Raw genomic sequence first — 21,901 nt, 5'->3', positions numbered from 1 at the left:
GCAAACCGGCTATGCAACCTACCGTATGGGTTTCGGCTTAAGGAAAGATGTAAATACAATCCGGAGTTGTATATGCCGGTCTCAGGCTGCGGCGGCTTCGTCGCGCGCGGCCGTCAGCATCGCCGCGATCTCGTCGGCCGTGCGCGGCCGGCTGAACAGGAAGCCCTGCATCTCTTGGCAGCCCTCGGCCCGGACGGCGGCGAGCTGTTCCTCGGTCTCGATGCCCTCGACCAGCGTGGTGATGCCGAGGCTGGTGCCGAGGCTCACCAAGGCGCGGATGATCGCCCCGGCCTCGGTCGCCTTCCCGGCATCCTGGACGAAAGACCGATCGATCTTGATCTTGTCGAAGGGGAAGCGGCGCAGGTAGGTCAGGCTCGAGTAGCCGGTCCCGAAATCGTCCATCGAGATGCGGATGCCGGTCCGGCGCAGCAGATGAAGGGTCTCGAGGTTGGCCTCGGTGTCGTCGAGCAGGACGCTCTCGGTGATCTCGAGCTCCAGCCGGTCGGACCGCAACCCGCTCGCGGCCAGGGCGAGCAGCACCGTCTGCGCGAAGGTGCGGTGGCGCAGCTGCACGGCCGAGACGTTGACGGCGACGCTGATCCCGCCCGGCCAGGCGACGGCGTCGCGGCAGGCCCGGTTCAGCACCCATTCCCCGAGGGCGACGATCAGCCCGGTCTCCTCGGCCACCGGGATGAAGGTGGCCGGCGGGATCAGCCCGCGCTGCGGATGGCGCCAGCGGACCAGGGCCTCCAGGCCGGTGACCCGGTTGCTGTCGAGGTTGACCAGCGGCTGGTAATGCACCTCGAACATCCCGTGCTTCAGGGCGTCGGCGAGGTCGCGCTCGATCGCGCGGCGGACCTCGGCGGTCTCGTCCATCGCCGCCTCGAACAGGCAGGCGGTGCCGCGGCCCTTGCCCTTGGCGTGGTAGAGCGCCGTGTCGGCGTTCTTGAGCAGGCGGTCGATGTCGTCGGCCGCCTCGTCGGCGATGGCGATGCCGACGCTCATGCCGATCTCGACGGTGTAGCCGTCGAGATCGTAGGGCGTGCTCACCAGCTCGATCATCCGCTCGGCCAGGGCCAGCGCGCCGGCCGCGTCGGCGACGCGGTGCAGCACCGCGAACTCGTCCCCGCCGAGGCGCGCCACCAGGTCGCCGGTGCGGACCCGCGCGCAGAGCCGTTCGGACACCGCGCGCAGGAGCGCGTCGCCCGCGCCGTGCCCGTGCGTGTCGTTGACCGCCTTGAACCGGTCGAGGTCGAGGCAGAGGATCGCGAGCCGCGTGGTCTCGCCCGCACGCCGCGGCTTGCCGAGCATGCTGAGGCCGTGCTCGCGCAACGCCGTGCGGTTGGGCAGGTCGGTGAGCGCGTCGTGGCGCGCCATGTGCGCGATCCGCGCTTCGTTGCGGCGGCGCTCGGTGATGTCCTCGAAGGTCGAGACCCAGCCGCCGTCCTCGATCGTCCGATAGCACACGGCGAGGATCCGGCCGTCGGCGAGCTCGCGCTGGATCGGCTTCGGGTCCGGGTCGAGCAGGGCCTGGCGCGTGCCCTCGCACAGGACGTCGACGGTGGTGCCTCCGCGATAACAGCCGGCCGCCACCAGCATCGCGCAGATCTCGCGCTGGGACATCCCGATCCGCAGGGCCTCCGGTGCCAGGCCGAAGATCTCGCAATAGCGCTGGTTGTAGACGACGAGGCGCGCCGCCTCGTCGAACAGGCACAGGCCCTGGGTCATGTTGCTCAGCGCCGCCTCGAAGCGCTTGTTCTGCTCCACCAGGCTGGCGTGCGAGGTGCGCAGCTCCGCGAGCGCGTCGGCGAGGGCACTGCGCGCCTGGCCCTCGGAGCTGATGTCAGTGCCGGTGCCGCGATAGCCGCAGAAGGTCCCGTCCGGCGCGACGACGGGCTCGCCGCTGATGCGGAACCAGCGCACGTGGCCGTCGGGATGGGCGTAGGGATAGATGAAGCCGGTGAAGGCCTGCCGCCGGTCGAGCGCCGTGAAGTAGGGCTCCCAGAAGCTGCCGTCGCCGCCGTTCGCGGCGATCGTCATCCGCGACGTGCCGGTCAGCGCGCCGGCGGTTCGGCCGAGGAAGCGTTCCACCTCGGGAGACAGATAGGTGAAGTTCTGCGCGGCATCGGTCTGCCAGACCCAGTCGGAGTCGATCCTCGCGAGCTCTTCCAGGGTTTGAACGGGCATTCGGGCACCATCAGTCGTGATGCGACCCTCCACGACAGGGATTAAGATTTTATTCGCATTCCCTGCCGCGCGTGGGCGCATCGCCGCCGGAGCCCGACGCCCCTGAGCGCGTTTGACGCTGGCGCGCGACGCCGCCACCCGCGGGTCGCGATCGGCGAAGGTTGGAGCAAGGCCCATGTCGAGCGGTGGCGACGATCTGTTTCCCGGGTTCGAGGCGCTGTGGACCGAGGCGGCCTGGGGCAAGGCCTTCGCCCGCGTCGGCGGCCCGGCGGATGCGCCGCCGCTCCTGCTGCTCCACGGCTTCCCGCAGAGCCACGCGCTCTGGCACCGCATCGCCCCCGACCTCGCCCGCGACCACCGCGTGATCTGCCTCGACCTGCCGGGCTACGGCTGGTCGGCCGCTCCAGAGGGCGATCCGGCCCACGACGGCTACTCCAAGCGCCGGATCGGCGGGGCCATCGTCGCGCTGATGGAGCGGATCGGCCATGTCCGCTTCGCGCTCGCCGGGCACGATCGCGGCGCGCGGGTGGCCTACCGCCTCGCCCTGGACCAGCCCGCCCGCGTCTCGACGCTCGCGCTGCTCGACGTCGTGCCGACGGCGGTCCAGTGGGAGCGGATCGAGGCCGCGCCGGGCGCCAACCCGCACTGGCCGTTCCTCGCCGAGCCGGCCCCGAACCCGGAGACCGCGATCGGCAGGGATCCCGACGGCTATTTCCGGACGCTGATCGCCGGCTGGACGTCGGCCAAGGACCTCTCGGCGTTCGACCCGCGCGCGCTCGACCTCTATGCCCAGGCCTGGTCCGTGCCCGAGCGCATCCATGCGATGTGCGAGGATTACCGCGCGGGCGCCGGCCCCGACCGCGCAGCCGACCGGGCCGACATCGCCGCCGGGCGGACCTTGGCGATGCCGGTCCTCGTTCTCGCCAGCAGCCGCTACCTGGATCGCGACAAGCCGGAGACGGCGCTCGCGGCGTGGCGGCGGACGCTGGCGCCGAACGCGGTCGGCGCCGAGATCGAGTCCGGCCACTTCCTGGCCGAGGAGAACCCGGCCGCGACCCTCGCGGCGCTCCGCCCCTTCCTCGAGAATGAAGCTCCGCGCAAAGCGTAACACGGAGGGCTACGCCCGCCGTGGTTGCGCGGCCGCCCTTCGCCTAGCATGCGCCCCGGACCGCCCGAACGGCGGCCGATCGACAAGATCACGTCTTCCGGGAGGATACGCATGACCAAGGGACAGGTCCGTCTCGCGCTGGCGGTCGCGCTCGCCGCGCTCGCCGCACCCGCCGCCGCGCAGGGCTTCTCGGACGGGGTCGTGAAGATCGGCATCCTCAACGACCAGTCCGGCACCTACGCCGAGTTCGGCGGCCGCTCCTCGATCGAGGCGGCGCGGATGGCGGTTGAGGATTTCGGCGGCTCGATGAACGGGACGCCGATCGAGCTCGTCTCCGCCGACCACCAGAACAAGCCCGACATCGCGTCGGGCATCGCGCGGCAATGGTACGACCGCGACAACGTCGACGCGATCATGGAGCTGACGACCTCGTCGGTGGCGCTCGCGGTCCAGGGCCTGTCGAAGGACAAGCGCAAGATCACCATCACCACCGGCGCGGCCACCGCCGACCTCACCGGCAAGGCCTGCACGCCCTACGGCTATCACTGGGCCTACGACACCCACGCGCTCGCGGTCGGCACCGGCGGCGCCCTGGTGCAGCAGGGCGGCGACACCTGGTTCATGCTGACCGCCGACTACGCCTTCGGCTACTCGCTGGAAGCCGAGATCGCCCGCTACGTCACCTCGAAGGGCGGCAAGGTGCTGGGCAACGTCCGCCATCCGCTCTCGGCGCAGGACTTCTCCTCGTTCCTGCTCCAGGCGCAGGGCTCCGGCGCCAAGGTGATCGGGCTGGCCAATGCCGGCCTCGACACCTCCAACAGCATCAAGCAGGCCGCCGAGTTCGGCATCGTCGAGGGCGGGCAGCGGCTCGCGGCGCTGCTGTTCACCCTGGCGGAGGTGAAGGGTCTCGGCCTCAAGGTCGCGCAGGGCCTGACGCTCACCGAGGGCTGGTACTGGGACCTCACCGACGAGACCCGCGCCTTCGGGCAGCGCTTCATGAAGCGCACCGGCAAGATGCCCAACATGATCCACGTCGGCACCTATTCGGCGGTGCTGCAATACCTCAAGGCGGTGAAGGCCGCCGGGACCGACGAGACCGAGGCGGTCAACACGCTGCTGCACACGATGCCGGTCGACGACGTCTTCGCCAAGGGCGGCAAGGTGCTGCCGAACGGGCGCATGGTCCACGACATGTACCTGTTCGAGGTCAAGAAGCCCGCCGAATCCAAGGGCGAGTGGGACCTCTACAGGAAGCTCGCCACCGTGCCCGGACCGGAGGCCTTCGCCACCGCCGAGGCCAGCGGCTGCCCGCTGACGACGGCGGCGAAGTAGGACCGGAAAGCAGGGACGAAGCGGCCGACCCGTGGCGGCCGACTCCCATCCACCCCCCTGATCCTGAGGTGCGGCGCGAGCCGCCGCGAAGGAGACCTCGAAGGAGACCTTGAGGGATCGCGCGTCGGCGGGAGGCCCCCTTCGAGGGCCGCCGAGGCAGGCGCCTCAGGATGAGGCGGCGGGTGGGAGTGACCCTTGCCGAAGGCGCATCGGGGAGACTGTCGCGACGGCCGCCGCTCAGACGGCCATCAGGCGCAGAACGCCCTCGCCGCGGCGGTGGCCCACGGCGGTGACCGCGACCTCCGACAGGCCGCGATCGGCCACGAGCCCGGCTGCCAGGGCGGCCCCGAACGGCGCCGTCACCTCGAGGCCGTGGCCGATCAGGTCGCCCAGCGCATGGACCGGCCGGTCGGGCGCCAGGGCGGACAGGCACGCGTGCTCCTCGCCGGTGATCGCCGCGACGCCGGTGGCGCCGGAGACGACCGCTTGCGCCTGCCCGATCCCGGCCTGCCGCCACAGGGCGTCGAGGCTGTTCGAGACGCTGCCGGGCGCGCGCCGGGTGCGGTCGCTCGCGACCGGCCCGAGGCGGGCGAGCGCCCGCGCCCCGCGGGCCGCGGCGGTCTCGGCGGCCTCGAGCATCAGGAAGGCCGCGCAGCTGCCCAGGATGAACCCGGGTGCGTCCTCGCGTGCGAAGACCGCCGCATAGTCGGGCTTGCGCAGGAAACCGCCCATCTCGTGGACGACCATCACGTCCGGCCGCTCGGCGCTGTAGGACCCGCCGACCAGCATCGCGTCGATCTGGCCGGAGGCGATCCGCGCCTGGCCGATGCGCAGCGCGTCGACGCCGGCCGCCTCCTCGCCCATGAAGGTGCGCGACGCGCCGCTGACGCCGTGGACGATGGCGATGTTGCCGGCGAGCAGGTTCGAGAGCTGCGCCAGGAACAGCGTCGGCCGCAGGTCGTTCTGCAACCGTTCGTTGAGATAGGCGCCGGGATCGGCGGCATCGCGCAGGCCGGTGAGGATCGCCCCGTCGACCGCGTAGTCGCGCTCGCCGCCGCCGGCCGCGACCACGAGGTGGAGCGCCTGCTTGAAGGCGGCGTCGTCCTTCACGCCGGCCGAGTCGAGGGCGAGCCCGGCGGCGTAGACGCCGAGGCGCTGCCACGCCTCCATCTGCCGCTGGTCGGACTTCTTCGGGATCTGACCGTCCCAGGCGAGCGCCGGCGCCGGGTGGACGGGATAGGGCGCGAACGTCGTCGCGTCGGTCCGCGGCGGCGTGCCGGCCGCGAGCGCTTCGAGATGGGCGGCCAGGCCCTCGCCGGCACAGGAGACGAGGCCGATCCCGGTGACGACGACGGCGCGGCTCATGCGGGTTCTCCTGCCGGGGCCTCCGCCGGATCCCCGTCCATCACCAGGCCGATCTTCGCGGTGCGCGCGCGCATCAGCGCGTCGAGCCCGTCCGGGAACGGCATGGTGCGGAAGCGGAGCTCGGCATCGGCCAGGAGCTTGCCGTCGTGGCGGATCGCGGCCTTGGTCACGGCGTAGCCCGAGCCGTCATGCTCCAGGCTCGCGGTGACGCTGAGCGTCGCCCCGGGGCCGACGAAGGAGCGGAAGCGCGCCTTGTCCACCGCCATCAGGAACGGCATCTGCGCGAAGTTCAGGTGCGCGAGCACGAGGTAGCCCGAGGCCTGCGCCATCGTCTCGGTGAGCAGCACGCCAGGAACCAGCGGATGGCCGGGGAAGTGCCCTTCGAAGACCGGGCTCTCCATCGGCACCTGGGCCAGGGCCTCGATCCGGCCGGCGGCGCGGTCGAGGCTCACCACGGAATCGATCATCTCGAAATATTCGAGGCGCATGGGCTGCCGATCCGCAGGCTTTCGGAGGGTCGTTCGGTCCGGGCGTCGCCGCCCGGGTCTTGCCGGTGCCGGTCTCGGTGCCGAGACCCCGGGATCAGACCTTGGCGGCCTTCTCCGCGACCAGCGCGTCGATGCGGGCGCAGAGGTTCTTCAGTACGAAGTACTCCTCGGCCGGGACCTTGCCCTCGTTGACTTCCTGGGTCCAGCGCTCGAGCGGCAGCTTGATCCCGAAGGCCTTGTCGACGGCGAACGCGATGTCGAGGAAGGCGAGGCTGTCGATGCCGAGATCGTCGATCGCGTGGCTCTCGGGCGTGATCTTCTCGCGCGGGATGTCGGCGGTGTCGGCGATGATGTCGGCAACGCGCTCGAAGGTGGCGGTGCCGGTGCTGGGCTGGTCTGACATGCGTTCTCGCCGAATCGGGATTGGTGCGACGGGCCGCCGCCGGTGCTCGACGCGGCGCCCCCATCCGCACGGCCCAGTGGCGGAGGGCGCCGCGCGCCGCCCCGTCATGTGGCCGCGACCTCTACACGAGGGGGTCCGGCCCGGCAACCGTGCCGCCCCCGGGGCCCGGATTCCGCGTATGGCAAAGGTCCCGCGGCGGCCTACATGAGCGCGCGGCGGATCGCGCCGGAGGACCCGCCTGATGGACCAGACGCTTCGCACCGAACACGCGCCGCCGCTTCCGCCGGTGGAGAAGGCCAGGGGCCAGGGCGTCGCCCGCGTCGTGCTGGTGCTGGCGCTCGCCGCCCTCGGGCTCTGGATCCTGTCCGGCTTCCTGCCGGCGCTGGCCTGGGCGGTGGTGCTCGCGATCGCGCTGTGGCCGCTCTACGTGCGCGTCGAGCGGCGCTTCCCGCCGGGCGGACACAACGTCGTGCTCCCGCTCGTCGCGACGCTCCTCGTCGCCCTCGTCTTCCTCGCGCCGCTCGTCGTCCTCGGCATCCAGGCGGCGCGCGAGGCCCACGACGTCCTCGACTTCGTGCGCGCGGCCGAGAAGGACGGCATTCCGGTGCCGGACGTCGTCAACCACCTGCCCTACGGCGCGGCGCAGGCCTCGGCGTGGTGGAGCGCCAACCTCAGCCATCCGGATGCCGGCTCCGACATGCTGCGCAGGCTCGACAACAATTCGGTGATCGGGGTGTCGCGCAACGTCGGCAAGGAGGTGGTGCACCGCATCGTGCTGTTCGGCTTCAGCCTGGTCGCGCTGTTCTTCCTGTTCCGCGACGGCCGCACCATCCGCGATCAGGTCCTCGTCGCCTGCAACCGCCTGTTCGGGCCGCGCGGCGAGCGGGTCGGCCGGCAGATGGTCGCCTCGGTGCACGGCACGGTCGACGGCCTCGTCCTCGTCGGCCTCGGCGAGGGCGTCGTGCTCGGCATCGTCTACTACTTCGCCGGCGTGCCGCACCCGGTGCTGCTCGGCGCGTTCACCGCGGTCGCCGCGATGATCCCGTTCGGCGCCGCGCTCGCCATCGCCATCGCGGCGCTGCTGCTGGTGGCCGCCGGCTCGGTGAAGGCGGCGGTGATCGTGGCCGTGGCCGGCTTCGTCGTGACGTTCGTGGCCGACCACTTCGTGCGCCCGGCGCTCATCGGCGGCACGACCAAGCTGCCGTTCCTGTGGGTGCTGCTCGGCATCCTCGGCGGGGTCGAGACCTTCCACCTGCTCGGTCTGTTCCTCGGCCCGGCGGTGATGGCGGCGCTGATGCTGCTGTGGCGCGAGTTCACGGTCGGCGCAGACGCGAAGGCCCCCTGACATGCGAACGGCCGCGGGATCCGAGATCCCGCGGCCGTTCGGACATGATCAGTCAGGCGCGGCGGCACTGACCCGCGTGCCGCCGGCGCCCGGGATCACATCGGCGGGGTGAGGCCGTCCTTGCCGACGGCGATCAGCTTGCCCTCGATCTTCGATCCGGCCTTGTCGACCACGGCGAAGATCTTCGATCCGGGCATCAGGATCGCCTTGTCGGCCGGCTCGAAGGCGACGATCGGCGCGGTCGGCGGCACCTCGATGGTCTTGGCCGCACCGTCCTTGCCGTAGCCGACGGTCAGCGTCTTGGTGCCAGAGGCGCCGGCCGTGTCGGCCTTCACCGTGCCGTTGGTCATCGCGCTCTTGACGCGCGGCGTACCCGACTCGGCCTTGACGGTGCCGTTGGTCATCGAGCTCTTCACCGCCGTGCCGCCCGCGGCGGTGTGATCGGTGATCGAATCCCAGCCGTAATGGCCCTCGCCGGTGCCGCGCATCGACTCGGGGAACAGCACCACCTCGAGCGCCGTCATCGGGTTCTCGCCCTTGGTCGCGGTGCCGATGAAGACGCCGTCCTTGATCTGGTCGAGGCTCGACTTCACCACCCAGGCGAACTTGGCGCCGCCGACGTCGACGGTCTCGGTCGCGCCGTCGACGGTCTTGATCGTCACCATGCCGCCGTCGGCCTTCTCGATCGTGCCGCGGACGCGCTCCAGCGCCTGGGCCGAGAGGGCGGCGCCGGACAGGGTCATCAGGCCGGCAAGGGCGAGGACATTCAGGGTCTTCATGGGGCATCTCCCGGTTGTGGTCGGGAGGTTATGGGGCGGCGGCGGCCGCAAAACACCCTTGCGCACAATCTATTCGCGGTCGCCGGCTCTTATTTCTGGCTCAGACGCGCATCGCCCGGCCGGCGGGCCCGGCCCGCATCATCCGCGGCGGCCGAGCTCGGCGACGTAGCTGCGCAGCAACGCCACCCGTCGCGGGCGGAAGCTGGTGCCGGCCGGTTCCGCCGCCGCGATGCGGTCGGCGCGGAACATGCGGAACGCCGCGCGCAGGCAGCACCAGGCCAGCACCGTCATCTTGTCGTCGAGGTAGACGATGGAGAGCGGCAGGATCGTCCGCACGGTCGTCGCTCCGTCCTTGTCGGCATAGCGGATGGTCACCGCCTCCTCGCGCCAGCACCCGGTGCGGATCGTCGTCATGTCGAAGGTCGCCGGGTAGCGCGTCCCGAAGCGGCGGACTTGCGACACCGCGTGGAGCAGGTGCTGCTCGCGCCGGTCGGACAGCGTTGCCGCGACCTTCGCCAGCACCGAGGCGGCGGCCTCCACGAGCGCCGGGTCGCCCATGTGGCGGACCTCACCGAGACCCAGCACCAGGGCCTCGATCTCGATCCGGTCGAAGGTCTGCGGCGGCAGCGCGACGTCCTCGACGAGGCGATAGCCGTAGCCGCGCTCGCCCTCGATCCCGGCGCCGGCCGTGCGCAGGCTGTCGATGTCGCGATAGATCGATCGCAACGACACCCCGGTCTCCTCGGCCAGCCGGGCCGCCGTCACCGGCGCCGGCAGGACGCGCATCGCGTGGAGCAGTCGGAGAAGCCGATCGGCTCGGGCCATCGTACAACTGACGGAAACTGGCAGGAGACCTTGGCTAGACCATCCCCTGCCGACCCGCCAGCAGGAGATCGCCGTGATCACGCTCTACCATTCCCCCAACAGCCGCTCGACCCGCATCGTCGCCCTGCTCAAGGAGCTCGACGCCCTCGACGACGTCCGGATCGAGCGGGTGACCATCCCGCGCAGGGACGGGTCGGGGACCCGCGATTCCGGCAACCCGCATCCCGAGGGCAAGGTGCCGCTGCTCGACCACGACGGCACGCTGGTCCGCGAATCGAGCGCCATCGTGCAGTACCTCGCCGAGCTGTTCCCGAAGGCCGGGCTCGCCGTCCCCCACGGGCACAGGCAGCGCGGCGCCTATCTCGGGTGGCTCGCCTGGTACGCGGGCGTGCTGGAGCCGGTTCTGGTCGTCGAGGCCGCCGGGCTGGATCACCCGTTCCTGACGCAGACGTTCCGGAACGGCGCGGAGGCCAGGGCACGCCTGGCCTCCGCACTCGCCGGCGGCCCGTTCCTGCTCGGGGACCGCTTCACCGCGGTCGACCTGCTGCTGCACTCGCCCTTCGCGTGGTTCGGCAAGCCCGGCGTGCCGGCCATCGATGCCTGGGTCGATCGTTGCACCGCGCGGCCCGGCGCCGCCTTCGCGGCGGCGTTCGACGCGGCGCAGGCGGCCGCCTGATCCGACCGGCACGCACCGCATGAAAAGAGCCGCCGCGGGACGGACCCGCGGCGGCTCGACGACGTGTCGTGAGGCCGGGCGACCCGAGGGCCGCCCGAACCGAGCTTCAGGCTGCGAGCGAGCGCAGCACGTAGGGCAGGATCCCGCCGTTGCGGAAGTATTCCAGCTCGTCCAGCGTATCGATGCGGCAGGTCAGCGGCACCTCCTGCTTGGTGCCGTCGGCCGCGGTGATCTCGGCCGTCAGGGTCTGGCGCGGCTTCAACTCGCCGGCGAGGCCCTTGATCGTGACGGTCTCGTCGCCCTTGAGCCCGAGCGAGGCCCACGAGGTCTCGCCCTGGAACACCAGCGGCACCACGCCCATGCCGACGAGGTTCGAGCGGTGGATGCGCTCGAAGCTCTCGGCCACGACCGCGCGCACGCCGAGCAGCTTCGTGCCCTTGGCCGCCCAGTCGCGCGACGAGCCGGTGCCGTACTCCTTGCCCGCGAAGACCACGAGCGGGGTGCCGGCTTCGGCGTATCTCTGCGCCGCGTCGTAGATGTACATCTGCTCGCCCGAGGGCTGGAACAGGGTCCAGCCGCCCTCGACCACCTGGCCGGCGGGATCGCGCACCATCTGGTTCTTGATGCGGATGTTGGCGAAGGTGCCGCGCATCATCACCTGATGGTTGCCGCGGCGGGTGCCGTACTGGTTGAAGTCCTGCACCCGGACCTGATGCTCCTGCAGGTAGGCGCCGGCGGGCGAGGCCGCGCGGATGTTGCCGGCCGGCGAGATGTGATCGGTGGTGATCGAGTCGAGGAACAGGCCGAGGATGCGGGCGTCCTGGATGTCGGTGATCGGCGCCGGCTCCTTCTGCATCCCCTCGAAGTAGGGCGGGTTCTGCACGTAGGTGGAGCCGCCGTTCCAGGCGAAGGTCTCGGCCTCGGTGACCTCGACCCCCTGCCAGTTCGCGTCGCCGGTGAAGACGTCGGCGTAGCGCGACTTGAACAGCGCCGAGGTGATGTTCGCCTCGATGAACTGCGCCACCTCGGCCGTCGTCGGCCAGATGTCCTTGAGGTAGACCGGCTGGCCGTCCGAGCCGGTGCCGAGCGGCTCGGTGGTGATGTCGATCTGCATCGAGCCGGCGAGGGCGTAGGCGACGACGAGCGGCGGCGAGGCGAGGTAGTTCGCCCGCACGTCGGGGTTCACGCGGCCCTCGAAGTTGCGGTTGCCCGAGAGCACCGCCGCGGCCACGACGTCGTTGTCGTTGATCGCCTTCGAGATCGCGGCCGGCAGCGGGCCGGAATTGCCGATGCAGGTGGTGCAGCCGAAGCCGACGAGGTTGAAGCCCAGCGCATCGAGCGGCTGCTGCAGCCCGGCCTTCTCGAGGTACTCGGCGACGACCTGCGAGCCCGGCGCCAGCGAGGTCTTCACCCAGGGCTTCGAGCGCAGGCCCTTGGCCACCGCGTTGCGGGCCAGCAGCCCGGCGCCGATCATCACCGACGGGTTCGAGGTGTTGGTGCAGCTCGTGATCGCCGCGATCACTACGTCGCCGTGGCCGATGTCGTAGTTCGCGCCCTCCACCGGGTAGCGCTTGGCGATGTCGGCCGCCTTGCGGAACTCGGTCTCCATCGAGCCGGCGAAGCCGGGCTTGGCGGCGTCGAGCAGCACCCGGTCCTGCGGGCGCTTGGGGCCGGCGAGCGAGGGCCGCACGTCGCCCATGTCGAGCGCGAGCGTGTCGGTGAAGACCGGGTCGGGGGTCTGGGCGTCGCGCCACATGCCCTGCGCCTTGGCGTAGGCCTCGACCAGCGCGATGCGCTCGTCGGTGCGGCCGGTGACCTTCAGGAAGTCGATGGTCTTGCGGTCGATCGGGAAGAAGCCGCAGGTCGCGCCGTATTCGGGCGCCATGTTCGAGATCGTGGCGCGGTCGGCCACCGCCATCTCGTCGAGGCCGGGGCCGTAGAACTCCACGAACTTGCCGACCACGCCCTTCTTGCGCAGCATCTGCGTGACGGTGAGCACGAGGTCGGTGGCGGTGGTGCCCTCGGGCAGCTTGCCGGAGAGCTTGAAGCCGACGACCTCGGGGATCAGCATGGACAGCGGCTGGCCGAGCATCGCGGCTTCCGCCTCGATGCCGCCGACGCCCCAGCCGAGCACGGCCATGCCGTTGACCATGGTGGTGTGCGAATCGGTGCCGACGAGCGAGTCGGGATAGGCGATCTCGGAGCCGTCCGAGGCGTCGGGGTCCCGCTTCGTCCACACGGTCTGCGACAGGTACTCGAGGTTGACCTGGTGGCAGATGCCGGTGCCGGGCGGGACCACGGAGAAGTTGTCGAACGCCGACTGGCCCCACTTGAGGAAGGTGTAGCGCTCGCCGTTGCGCTCGTATTCCAGCGCGACGTTGTCGGCCAGCGCCTTCGGCGTGCCGAACTCGTCGACGATCACCGAATGGTCGATCACGAGGTCGACCGGCACCAGCGGGTTGATCTTCTGCGGGTCGCCGCCGAGGGCCACCATCGCGTCGCGCATCGCGGCGAGGTCGACGACGGCGGGCACGCCGGTGAAGTCCTGCATCAGCACGCGGGAGGGGCGGAAGGCGATCTCGGTCTCGGTCTTGCCGCGGTTGTCGACCCAGGCGACCGTCGCCTCGATGTCGCCCTTCCTGACCGAACGGTCGTCCTCGTAGCGCAGGAGGTTCTCGAGGATCACCTTCATCGAGAAGGGCAGGGCCGTGGAGTTGGCGAGCCCGTTCTTCTCGGCCTCGGGGATCGAGTAGTAGGTGTAGGTCTTGCCCGCCGCCTGAAGCGTCTGTCGGGACTTGAAGCTGTCGATGGAAGCCACGGCTGGTCTGATCCTCGCTGGCGTTTGTCGAACACGCGCAGGCATAACCCGCGCCACGAAACCGGTGTTCGGCCTGACTGCGCTCGCAGGGAGCGCGCGCCGCCCCGGGGGTGCCCGGGCAGGAGGGTGCGCGAGGAGCGAATTGGACGCTCGAAGGTCGCGCGGCGCAGCCTGGGGACCGTATAGAACGATTCGAATCTGCCCGCTACCGGGTCGCGGGTGACAGTGCCGCGAGGCTGTCCGCCCGCGTCCTCGGTCCCGTCCGGCTCAGGCGGCGGCTTCCGGCGCCGGGCCGCCGAAGCAGCGCCGCACCGCCGCCCAGAACGCGGCCTGCTCGTCCGCGGTGCAGCGCGCGACCCGCGCCTCCACCATCGCGCGGCCGGCGAGCGCGTCGGGATCCCGGGCCATCTCGGCTTCGGTGCGGACCCGCGGGTCGTTCACGCGCAGCTTCGCGGATTGCGACGGCTTGGTCATGGCGACATCCTCCGTGTCGGCGGTGCGTCCCGGCGTCCCACGATCGCGGAACGCCGCTTGCCCGATGACGGTGAGGTTGCGCGGCTCCTTCGTCTTGCGCAATCGGGCAAGGCGGCGCGGGTGCCGTGGGCTCGTCGTGCAAGAGGGCTTGGTGCCGAGAATGGACGGATGCGCGCCGCCATCGTAAGCCTGACGCGCCTCGGAGACTTCCATGCTCGCCCTCGACCTGCCGCCGGAGATCGAACGCCGCCTCGACGCCCTGGCCCGACGCACCGGCCGCAGCGCGGACGATCACGTGCGTGAGGCGATCCAGGACCACCTCGACGAGATCGAGGACGTCGAGCTCGCGGAGAGCCGGGTCGCAGCTCTGAAAAGCGGCGAGAGCCGGACCGTCACGCTGCAGGCGGTGATAGATCGGCATGGCTTGTCGGATTGAGTTCGAACGGTCCGCGGAACGCGAACTCGATAGGCTCGATCGTGAGGCCGCCGCGCGGATTCTCCGTTTCCTGCGGGATCGCCTGTCGCCCCTGGACGATCCGAGAAGCCTCGGTGAGGCGCTCAAAGGTTCGCGGCTGGGCGGCCTCTGGAAATATCGGGTCGGCGATTACCGGATCATCGCTGCGATCGACGACGCGACCGTCAGGGTCGTCGTGGTACGGATCGGCCACCGGCGCGCGATCTACCGGTAGATCGAAGCGTTTCATTCTCTGAACAGGCAACCTTCGTGCGGCTGACCGTCGATGCCCTCTGCTGCCGCCGCTCGGGGCGAAAAATCTTCTCCGGGCTGACCTTCGCCATCGGCCCGGGCGAGGCGATCACCGTCACCGGCCGCAACGGCGCGGGCAAGTCGAGCCTCCTCGCGATCCTGTCCGGGCGGCTGCGGCCGGATTCGGGCCGGCTCACCGTCCACGACATGGGCGAGGCGGCCCTGCCCGAGTGCCTGCACGCCGTCGGCCATCGCGACGGGCTGAAGAGCAGCCTGACGGCGGCCGAGAACCTCGCCTTCGCGCAAAGCCTTCTCGGGACGAAGCGGCTGAGCCCGCGGGCGGCGCTCGACCGGCTCGGCCTCGCCCACGCGCTCGACCTGCCGGTCGCCTACCTGTCCGCCGGGCAGCGGCGGCGGGTGGCGCTGGCGCGGCTCCTCGTCTGCGCGCGCCCGCTCTGGCTCCTCGACGAGCCGACGGCCGCCCTCGACACCGCCTCGCAGGGCGTGCTCGCCGGTCTGATGGCCGAGCACCGGGCGGCCGGCGGCCTCGTCATCGCCGCCACCCACCAGGCCCTCGGGCTCGAGGACGCGCGCAACCTCCACATCGCGCAGGCCGCCCCGCGGGCGCCCGAGCCGGCGGACGACGCGGAGGAGGCGTGGGCGTGATCCGCATCCTCGCAGCCCTCGTCGCCCGCGACTTGACGCTGGCCTCCCGCGTCGGCGGGTCGGGCATGCTGTCGCTGGTCTTCTTCCTGATGATCGTGGCGCTGGTGCCGTTCGCCCTCGGGCCGGACCTCAACCTGCTTTCGCGGATCGGCCCGGCCATCCTCTGGCTCTCGGCGGTGCTGGCGACGCTGATCGGCCTCGACCGGCTGTTTCAGGCCGACGAGGAGGACGGCTCGTTGGACCTGATGACCGCCGCGCCGGTGCCGCTCGAGCTCGTGGTGCTGGCCAAGGTGATCGCGCACTGGATCACCACCGGGCTGCCCCTGGCGCTGGCCTCGCCGCTGTTCGGCCTGCTCGTCGCGCTCGACGGGACCGCCATGGCCGCGACCGCCCTGACGCTGCTCGTCGGCACGCCGGCGCTGACCTTCGTCGGCGCGGTCGGCGCGGCGCTCACCGCCTCGATCCGCCGGGGCGGCCTGATCCTCGCCGTGCTGGTGCTACCCTTGATGATCCCGACGCTGATCTTCGGCGTCTCGGCCGCGCAGTCGGCCCTCGGCGGCACCGTCCCCTTCGCCACCCCGCTGATGATCCTGTCCGGCCTCAGCCTGATTGCCGCGCTGGTCGGCACCTTCGCGGCGGCGGCGGCCCTGCGCTGGTCGGAATGAGGGCGGGACGCTCGCGCAAGAGATCGGAACGGTCGTGCAATTTCCTTTGCGCCGCCCTGCCTTATCAGACGGCTGGCAGCGGCGGCGCGAAGGGTTCGGCCGCCCTGTCAAGCTCGATGGGGACGTAACGATGAAGACCCTGATGTCCGCGCTGCTCCTGGCGCTCCTCGCGACCGCTCCCGCCGCCGCGGCCGGCGCCTTCGCCGTGGACACCGAGGAGGGCCAGAAGGCCGGCGACGAGGGCTACGGCATCGGCTGGGGCGATTCGCGCGAGGCCGCGGGCGCCGCCGCGATGCGCCAATGCGCCAAGATGGGCAACGACAACTGCAAGGTGGTGGCCCGCTTCGACGCCTGCGGCGCCTACGTCTCCAATCGCACCACCTACGGCGTGGGCTGGGGCCGGACCGAGGCCGCCGCCAAGGAGATGGCCTTCGACAAGTGCCCCAGCTGCAAGCTCGTCCTCTCCGAGTGCGAATGACCGTTCCACCCTGCGACGCCGCACGACGGATCGGCGGCCTCCAGGGGTGATTGATCGACCGCTGCGTCCGCCGACCGGGCTCACCGGACGGCGCATGCGGCGACATCGACGCCTGCGCGCGTCGAGGGCTCAGGCCGCCGGTGCCCGCGCCGAGCGAGGCTGCGCCAGACGTGCGCATTGCCGCTGCACCGCACCCCGGGCTAAGACATCGCCCATGTCGACGCCCCTGTGGACGCGCCTGTCCAACCCGAGTCACTTCATGCGCTGGTCCGGCACGCTGGTGCCGTGGCTCGCCGCGATCTCGACCGCGATCCTCGCGCTCGGGCTCTACCTGTCCTGGTTCGTCGCCCCGCCCGACTACCAGCAGGGCGAGACCGTGCGGATCATGTTCATCCACGTGCCGGCGGCCTGGCTCGGGGTGTTCTTCTACGCGTCGATGAGCCTGTCGGCGATCGGCACCCTGGTCTGGCGCCATCCGCTCGCCGACGTGGCGCAGCGCGCCGCCGCGCCGATCGGGGCGTCCTTCACCCTGATCTGCCTCGTCACCGGCTCGCTCTGGGGCAAGCCGATGTGGGGGACCTACTGGGTCTGGGACGCGCGGCTCACCTCGATGCTGATCCTGTTCCTGATCTACTGCGGCATCATCGCCCTGTGGCGGACGATGGAGGACCCGAACCGGGCCGCCCGCTCCGTCGCGATCCTGACGCTCGTCGGCGCGATCAACCTGCCGATCATCAAGTTCTCGGTGAACTGGTGGTCGACCCTGCACCAGCCGGCCTCGATCCTGCGCATGGGCGGCTCGACCATCGACCCGTCGATGCTCTACCCGTTGCTGGTGATGATCGGCGCCGCCACCCTCGGCGGCACCACCCTGCACCTCTATGCCATGCGGACCGAGATCATGCGCCGACGCGTGCGGACCCTGACGATCCGCGAGGCCGAGCGCCTCGATGCCGGGTCGACCGTGACGACCTCGGACGCCGGGCGCGACCTGCCGCTCGGCCAGGCCGTCTGATCGCGAGACGCGTCCGCGTGCGGCGCGCCCCGCATCCCGGAAGGAGACGCGGCCCATGAAGACGGTGAGAACCTGCCTCTGGTTCGGCACCGATGCGGAGGCGGCGGTGCGCCGCTATGTCGGGCTCGTGCCCGATTCCCGCATCGATCACATCCAGCGCGCGCCGAGCGCGTGGCCGGGCGGCGCCGCGGGCGACGTGATCCTCGTCGCGTTCACCCTCGGCGGCCAGAGCTTCCAGGCGCTGAACGGCGGTACGCCGGTCGAGTACGGCACGGCGGCGTCGATCTCCGTCTCCTGCGCCGGTCAGGCCGAGGTCGACCGGCTCTGGGCGGGCCTGACCGCCGACGGCGGCACCGCGATCATGTGCGGCTGGCTCCGCGACCGCTGGGGCATTCCCTGGCAGGTCGTGCCGGAGGTGCTTCCCCGCCTCCTGGCCGACCCGGACCCCGCCGTGTCGGCCCGGGTCTTCTCGGCCATGCAGGGCATGATCAAGCTGGACGTCGCCGCCCTCGAGCGGGTGGCCCACGCATGAAACCGATCCGGATCGCCTGAACCCATGACCTTCGACCTCGGCAGCCACGGCGGCTTCATCCTCGCCTCCTACGCGTTCACCGCCCTGGTGATGGCGGCCCTCGTCCTCAACGCGATCCGCGACCGGCGGGCGCAGAGGCGGGCGTTGGCCCAGCTCCAGCCGGAGGATCGCCGGTGAGCGTCGAGGCCCCTCCGGAGCCGGTCCGCCGCTCGCTCCTCGTCGTCGTCCCGGTGCTGGCCTTCGCGGTGCTGGCCGGCGTGTTCTTCCTGCGCCTGCGCTCCGGCGTCGATCCGGCCGCCCTCCCCTCCGCGCTGATCGGCAAGCCGGTGCCGAGCTTCGCGCTCCCGGCGGTGCCCGGCCTGACCGCGGACGGCAAGCCGGTGCCGGGCCTGTCGAGCGCCGACCTGAAGGGCGGCGTCACGGTGCTCAACGTCTGGGCCTCGTGGTGCGCGCCGTGCCAGGTCGAGCATCCGATGCTGATGCGGCTGGCGCGCGAGCCCGGCATCCGGCTCGTCGGGATCGACTACAAGGACGCGGCCGAGAACGGGCGCCGCTTCCTTGCCAAGAACGGCGTCCCGTTCCAGGCGGTGGGTCACGACGAAACCGGCCGCGTCGGCATCGATTTCGGGGTCTACGGCGTGCCCGAGACCTTCATCATCGGCCCGGACGGCGTGATCCGCGACAAGCTCGTCGGCATCGTCACGCCGGAGAACCTCGCGGACGTGATCGCCAAGATCCGGGCGGCCGGGAAGGTGGCCGCGAAGTAGGAAGGGACGGTCCGCACCGGCCCGGGCGGGCCGTCCGCCGAGCCGGCGGCGCCGGTTCGGCTTGCGCCCGATTCACGCGTCGGTCTTCTTGCGCTCGTAGCGGGCGAGCAGGGGCGTCTGGGCCAGCGCGAACACCACGGTCAGCGGCATGATGCCGAAGACCTTGAAGTTCACCCAGAAATCCTCGCTTTGGGTCCGCCACACCACCTCGTTGATCAGTGCCAGCGCGAGGAAGAACAGGCCCCAGCGGAAGGTCAGCTTCCGCCATCCCTCCTCGGTGAGCGAGAACACCGAGTCGAGCACCACCGAGAGCAGGGACTTGCCGAAGGCGAGCCCGCCGAGCAGCACCAGGCCGAACAGGGTGTTCACGATGGTGGGCTTCACCATGATGAAGGTCTTGTCCTGCAGATAGAGGGTCAACCCGCCGAACACGACCACCACCACGCCCGAGACCATCGGCATGATCGGCAGCCGGCGCACCAGGGCGAAGTGCACGGCGAGCGCCAGCACCGTCGCCGCGATGAACACCCCAGTCGCCACGAACAGCTTCTGATCGGCGGCGACGCCGAAGCGCTCGGCATAGGCGTTGCCGAGGAAGAAGATCACCAGCGGCCCCATCTCCAGGGCGAGCTTCAGGGCCGGCGGCAGGTGGCGGTGCGGGGGGACGGATTCGATCTGCATGCGTCTGGCCAGGGAATCCGAGCGGTCCGTCACGTCCCCGAACGGTCCGTCACGTCAGGGCGTCTCTATCGACGGGGAATGGTGAGGTCTACCGGAGGCGATCGGCCTCAGCCCTTCTCCAGCCCCGCGATCGCCCGCGCGAAGTCCCGTGCCGCGAACGGCTCCAGGTCGTCGACGCCCTCGCCGACGCCGATGAAGTGGACGGGCAGGCCGAACTTCGCGGCGAGCGCGATCAGGATGCCGCCGCGCGCGGTGCCGTCGAGCTTGGTCATCACCAGGCCCGAGACCGGCGCGGCCTTGGAGAACAGCTCGACCTGCGACAGCGCGTTCTGGCCGACGGTGGCGTCGAGCACCAGCAGCGTGGCGTGCGGCGCTTCCGGGTCGCTCTTGCGCAGCACGCGGATGATCTTCTCGAGCTCCGCCATCAGGCCGGCCTTGTTCTGGAGCCGGCCGGCGGTGTCGATCAGGAGCACGTCGGTGCCGTCGGCCTTGGCGCGCTTCAGGGCGTCGAAGGCCAGGCCCGCCGCGTCCGCGCCCTGCGCCCCGCTCACCACCGGCGTGCCGGTGCGCGCACCCCAGACCTTGAGCTGCTCGATCGCGGCCGCGCGGAAGGTGTCGCCCGCCGCCAGCATCACCGAGCGCCCTTCCGCCTTGAGGCTGAGGGAGAGCTTGCCCAGCGTCGTGGTCTTGCCGGCGCCGTTCACGCCGATCATCAGGACCACGAACGGCTTCTTGGCGGCGTCGATCACCAGGGGCTTGGCCACCGGCTCCAGCGCGCGCTCGACCTCGGTCGCCAGGATCGCCCGGACCTCGTCGGGGGAGATGCCCTTCTCGTAGCGGCCCTTGCCGACGGCCTCCGAGATCCGCGTGGCGGTCTCGACGCCGAAATCCGCCTGGATCAGCGCGTCCTCCAGGTCCTCCAGGGTGTTGGCGTCGAGCTTGCGCTTGGTGAACAACCCGGTGACGCGGTCGGACAGAGCCGAGGAGGTCCGCTTCATGCCCGAGGTCAGCCGGGTCCACCAGCCGCGCTTCTCCGGCTCCGCCTCGGCCGGCGCCGCGTCGTTGACGGCGTCGTGGGCGAGGGAGGCGGCGACGTCGACCGGCTGGATGTCGGGCGCGCTGGCCGCCGCACCGGTCTCGGTCTCGGTCTCGGTCCCGGTCGCCGGTTCCCGGGCGACGGTGGTGGCGTCGGCCGGCCCCGCGCCGTGGGCGGGGTCGTCGCCCGCGGTGCCCGCCGGCGGCGTCTCGGGCTCGCCCTCGATCGGTTGCAGGTCTGCGCCCTCGGTCGCGTCGGGCACCGCGTTGCGGGCGGGGTCGACCGGCGACGGCTCGGCCGGCGGCAGCGGCACGTGCGCCACGTCGTCGGCGCCGGTGGCGAAGTCCGGCTGGCCCTCCGCCGGCGAAGCGGGCGAGTCCGCCGGCGGCTCGGGGGCTTCGGTCGCGCCCTTGCGCCCGAACAGGCGGCCGAACCAGCCCGGCTTCTCGTCTTGGCTCATGTCGTCCTTGCTCCCGCGCCCCGGCACCGTTAGCCGGGAGGCATGTCGTCGCCCGCCGCTATCCACCCTGACATAGGCGCGCGCCTGCTCTACCGCGATGCCCTGGTCCTCGTCATCGACAAGCCTGCGGGTTTGCCGGTGCATCCGGGGCCGAAGGGCGGCGAGACCCTGACCGACCACCTCGACGGGCTGCGCTTCGGCCTGCCGCGGCGCCCGGAGGCCGCGCACCGGCTCGACCGCGACACCTCCGGCTGCCTCGCGCTCGGGCGCCACGCGCAGGCGCTCGCCCGCCTGAACAAGCTGTTCGCCGACGGGCGGGCCCGGAAGGCGTACTGGGCCCTGGTCGAGGGCGGCCCGACGGAGGAGACCGGCAGCGTCGACCTGCCACTCGCCCGGCGCTCGAGCGATCCGCGCTCGTGGTGGATGAAGGCGGATCCCGCCGGCGATCCGTCGCTGACGCATTGGCGCGTGCTCGGCCGGTCCGGGAGCCAGGCCTGGCTCGAGCTCGTGCCGGTCACCGGCCGCACCCATCAGCTTCGCGTCCACTGCGCCGCATCGGGGTTTCCGATCGTGGGAGACCCGATTTACGGCACCGCGCCGCGCCACGGCGGCCCCGGCCTGAAGCTCCATGCCCGGCAGCTCGCCCTGCCGCTCTACCCGAAGAAGCCGCCGGTCGTCGCCGAGGCGCCAGCGCCGGAGCACATGCGGAGCGGGCTCCTCGCCTGCGGCTGGACCGCCTGAGCTGCGGGGGCGGGCGGGGTGCGCAGCCGACGGCCTGCGATCAGGCGGCGAGCAGCGCGCGGCCGTCGTGGCCCAGGATCGCCACCGTCCGGATCGTTCCCGGCTCCGCCGTGAGCCGCACCGGCGTGAAGCCTTCCGTGCGGCCGATGCCGCCGCGCTCGGCCAGCACCCGGTGCGAGCGCCCGACCTCGCCGTCGAGGTGGCGGACGAGGACAGCCGCAGGCGCGCGAGGGCCGGCACCGCGGCGAGGATCGCCAGCACCAGCGTGCCGAGGCTTTCGGACGCGCCGGCGAGGTCGCGGCCGTAGGCGGGGAGGTCGACGCCGGTGAGCACGACCTCGCGGCCGCCATGGGC

The 21,901-nt window shown here is 71.4% G+C and carries 24 protein-coding genes and 1 pseudogene; 14 read left to right on the top strand and 11 right to left on the bottom strand.

Features of this window, described 5'->3' with window-relative positions:
• Window positions 1-81: 81 nt before the first annotated feature.
• Window positions 82-2,187 carry an EAL domain-containing protein gene (locus tag FV227_RS08990; protein WP_147728413.1) on the bottom strand — a complete coding sequence of 702 codons (2,106 nt, stop codon included), beginning with the start codon at window positions 2,185-2,187 and terminating at the stop codon, window positions 82-84.
• Between the two features lie 175 nt (window positions 2,188-2,362).
• Between FV227_RS08990 and FV227_RS08985 the strand changes: the two genes are divergently transcribed.
• Both FV227_RS08985 and FV227_RS08980 read left to right on the top strand, forming a co-directional pair.
• A complete protein-coding gene (locus tag FV227_RS08985; protein WP_147728414.1) occupies window positions 2,363-3,295 on the top strand; it encodes an alpha/beta hydrolase in 933 nt (310 codons plus the stop codon).
• Between the two features lie 111 nt (window positions 3,296-3,406).
• Window positions 3,407-4,627: an ABC transporter substrate-binding protein gene (locus FV227_RS08980; protein ID WP_147728415.1), complete on the top strand. Its 1,221-nt coding sequence runs from the start codon at window positions 3,407-3,409 to the stop codon at window positions 4,625-4,627.
• Between the two features lie 237 nt (window positions 4,628-4,864).
• Here the strand turns inward: FV227_RS08980 and FV227_RS08975 are convergent, their stop codons facing one another.
• The 3 genes from FV227_RS08975 to FV227_RS08965 form a co-directional block, all read right to left on the bottom strand.
• Window positions 4,865-5,992, bottom strand: coding sequence for a beta-ketoacyl-ACP synthase (locus FV227_RS08975; protein ID WP_147858761.1), 1,128 nt, complete (start codon window positions 5,990-5,992; stop codon window positions 4,865-4,867).
• Window positions 5,989-6,480, bottom strand: a complete 492-nt coding sequence (locus FV227_RS08970) for a 3-hydroxyacyl-ACP dehydratase FabZ family protein (protein ID WP_147727327.1) — start codon at window positions 6,478-6,480, stop codon at window positions 5,989-5,991. The genes FV227_RS08975 and FV227_RS08970 overlap by 4 nt, the downstream gene beginning before the upstream one ends.
• A gap of 94 nt (window positions 6,481-6,574) precedes the next feature.
• Window positions 6,575-6,883, bottom strand: a complete 309-nt coding sequence (locus FV227_RS08965; protein ID WP_147727326.1) for an acyl carrier protein — start codon at window positions 6,881-6,883, stop codon at window positions 6,575-6,577.
• A 241-nt stretch (window positions 6,884-7,124) separates the two neighbouring features.
• Between FV227_RS08965 and FV227_RS08960 the strand changes: the two genes are divergently transcribed.
• Window positions 7,125-8,228, top strand: a complete 1,104-nt coding sequence (locus tag FV227_RS08960) for an AI-2E family transporter (protein WP_147858760.1) — start codon at window positions 7,125-7,127, stop codon at window positions 8,226-8,228.
• Window positions 8,229-8,323: 95 nt separating this feature from the next.
• On the opposite strand, the gene FV227_RS08955 is transcribed toward FV227_RS08960, so the two are convergent.
• Together FV227_RS08955 and FV227_RS08950 are read right to left on the bottom strand one after the other, a co-directional pair.
• A complete protein-coding gene (locus tag FV227_RS08955; protein ID WP_147727324.1) occupies window positions 8,324-9,007 on the bottom strand; it encodes a metal ABC transporter permease in 684 nt (227 codons plus the stop codon).
• A gap of 138 nt (window positions 9,008-9,145) precedes the next feature.
• Window positions 9,146-9,832, bottom strand: a complete 687-nt coding sequence (locus tag FV227_RS08950) for a YafY family protein (RefSeq protein WP_147727323.1) — start codon at window positions 9,830-9,832, stop codon at window positions 9,146-9,148.
• A gap of 73 nt (window positions 9,833-9,905) precedes the next feature.
• Between FV227_RS08950 and FV227_RS08945 the strand changes: the two genes are divergently transcribed.
• Entirely contained in the window at window positions 9,906-10,508 is a 603-nt protein-coding gene (locus FV227_RS08945) for a glutathione S-transferase family protein (protein WP_147727322.1), read from the top strand.
• Window positions 10,509-10,614: 106 nt separating this feature from the next.
• Here the strand turns inward: FV227_RS08945 and acnA are convergent, their stop codons facing one another.
• Both acnA and FV227_RS08935 read right to left on the bottom strand, forming a co-directional pair.
• Window positions 10,615-13,326, bottom strand: a complete 2,712-nt coding sequence (gene acnA, locus FV227_RS08940; RefSeq protein WP_147727321.1) for an aconitate hydratase AcnA — start codon at window positions 13,324-13,326, stop codon at window positions 10,615-10,617.
• A gap of 267 nt (window positions 13,327-13,593) precedes the next feature.
• On the bottom strand, window positions 13,594-13,800 hold the full coding sequence (locus tag FV227_RS08935) for a hypothetical protein (RefSeq protein WP_147727329.1): 207 nt from the start codon (window positions 13,798-13,800) through the stop codon (window positions 13,594-13,596).
• A 211-nt stretch (window positions 13,801-14,011) separates the two neighbouring features.
• Here FV227_RS08935 and FV227_RS08930 point away from each other — a divergent pair, with 211 nt between their 5' ends.
• The 9 genes from FV227_RS08930 (at window position 14,012) to FV227_RS08890 (ending at window position 18,629) form a co-directional block, all read left to right on the top strand.
• Entirely contained in the window at window positions 14,012-14,236 is a 225-nt protein-coding gene (locus tag FV227_RS08930) for a TraY domain-containing protein (protein WP_147727320.1), read from the top strand.
• The gene (locus FV227_RS08925) at window positions 14,220-14,489 is read left to right on the top strand and encodes a type II toxin-antitoxin system RelE/ParE family toxin (RefSeq protein ID WP_147727319.1); all 270 of its coding nucleotides are present in this window, start codon (window positions 14,220-14,222) and stop codon (window positions 14,487-14,489) included. The genes FV227_RS08930 and FV227_RS08925 overlap by 17 nt, the downstream gene beginning before the upstream one ends.
• Window positions 14,490-14,524: 35 nt before the next feature.
• Entirely contained in the window at window positions 14,525-15,172 is a 648-nt protein-coding gene (ccmA, locus tag FV227_RS08920) for a heme ABC exporter ATP-binding protein CcmA (protein WP_147842504.1), read from the top strand.
• On the top strand, window positions 15,169-15,837 hold the full coding sequence (gene ccmB / locus FV227_RS08915) for a heme exporter protein CcmB (RefSeq protein WP_147842503.1): 669 nt from the start codon (window positions 15,169-15,171) through the stop codon (window positions 15,835-15,837). The genes ccmA and ccmB overlap by 4 nt, the downstream gene beginning before the upstream one ends.
• Before the next feature lie 130 nt (window positions 15,838-15,967).
• Window positions 15,968-16,315, top strand: a complete 348-nt coding sequence (locus FV227_RS08910) for a DUF4189 domain-containing protein (protein WP_147728617.1) — start codon at window positions 15,968-15,970, stop codon at window positions 16,313-16,315.
• A gap of 214 nt (window positions 16,316-16,529) precedes the next feature.
• Entirely contained in the window at window positions 16,530-17,330 is an 801-nt protein-coding gene (locus FV227_RS08905; protein ID WP_147728616.1) for a heme ABC transporter permease, read from the top strand.
• Window positions 17,331-17,385: 55 nt separating this feature from the next.
• The gene (locus FV227_RS08900) at window positions 17,386-17,862 is read left to right on the top strand and encodes a VOC family protein (RefSeq protein ID WP_147728615.1); all 477 of its coding nucleotides are present in this window, start codon (window positions 17,386-17,388) and stop codon (window positions 17,860-17,862) included.
• A gap of 24 nt (window positions 17,863-17,886) precedes the next feature.
• Window positions 17,887-18,039 carry a heme exporter protein CcmD gene (gene ccmD / locus FV227_RS08895; protein ID WP_147728614.1) on the top strand — a complete coding sequence of 51 codons (153 nt, stop codon included), beginning with the start codon at window positions 17,887-17,889 and terminating at the stop codon, window positions 18,037-18,039.
• Window positions 18,036-18,629, top strand: a complete 594-nt coding sequence (locus FV227_RS08890) for a DsbE family thiol:disulfide interchange protein (RefSeq protein ID WP_147728613.1) — start codon at window positions 18,036-18,038, stop codon at window positions 18,627-18,629. Before ccmD ends, FV227_RS08890 begins: the two co-directional genes overlap by 4 nt.
• A gap of 72 nt (window positions 18,630-18,701) precedes the next feature.
• Here FV227_RS08890 and FV227_RS08885 read toward each other — a convergent pair whose 3' ends face one another.
• On the bottom strand, window positions 18,702-19,310 hold the full coding sequence (locus tag FV227_RS08885; RefSeq protein ID WP_147728612.1) for a septation protein A: 609 nt from the start codon (window positions 19,308-19,310) through the stop codon (window positions 18,702-18,704).
• 107 nt (window positions 19,311-19,417) lie between these two features.
• A complete protein-coding gene (ftsY, locus tag FV227_RS08880) occupies window positions 19,418-20,806 on the bottom strand; it encodes a signal recognition particle-docking protein FtsY (RefSeq protein ID WP_147858759.1) in 1,389 nt (462 codons plus the stop codon).
• Window positions 20,807-20,848: 42 nt separating this feature from the next.
• On the opposite strand from ftsY, the gene FV227_RS08875 reads away from it, so the two are divergent.
• Window positions 20,849-21,547: an RluA family pseudouridine synthase gene (locus FV227_RS08875; protein ID WP_147729966.1), complete on the top strand. Its 699-nt coding sequence runs from the start codon at window positions 20,849-20,851 to the stop codon at window positions 21,545-21,547.
• Window positions 21,548-21,587: 40 nt separating this feature from the next.
• On the opposite strand, the pseudogene FV227_RS29745 reads toward FV227_RS08875, so the two are convergent.
• Window positions 21,588-21,767 (bottom strand): annotated as a pseudogene (locus FV227_RS29745) (tRNA (N(6)-L-threonylcarbamoyladenosine(37)-C(2))-methylthiotransferase MtaB); the annotation flags it as partial.
• Window positions 21,768-21,901: the final 134 nt, after the last annotated feature.

This window comes from Methylobacterium sp. WL119, from assembly GCF_008039875.1.
Lineage (GTDB): Bacteria > Pseudomonadota > Alphaproteobacteria > Rhizobiales > Beijerinckiaceae > Methylobacterium.
The sequence above is the reverse complement of the archived record's forward strand: the minus strand, read 5'-3'. Positions and strand labels throughout refer to the sequence as shown.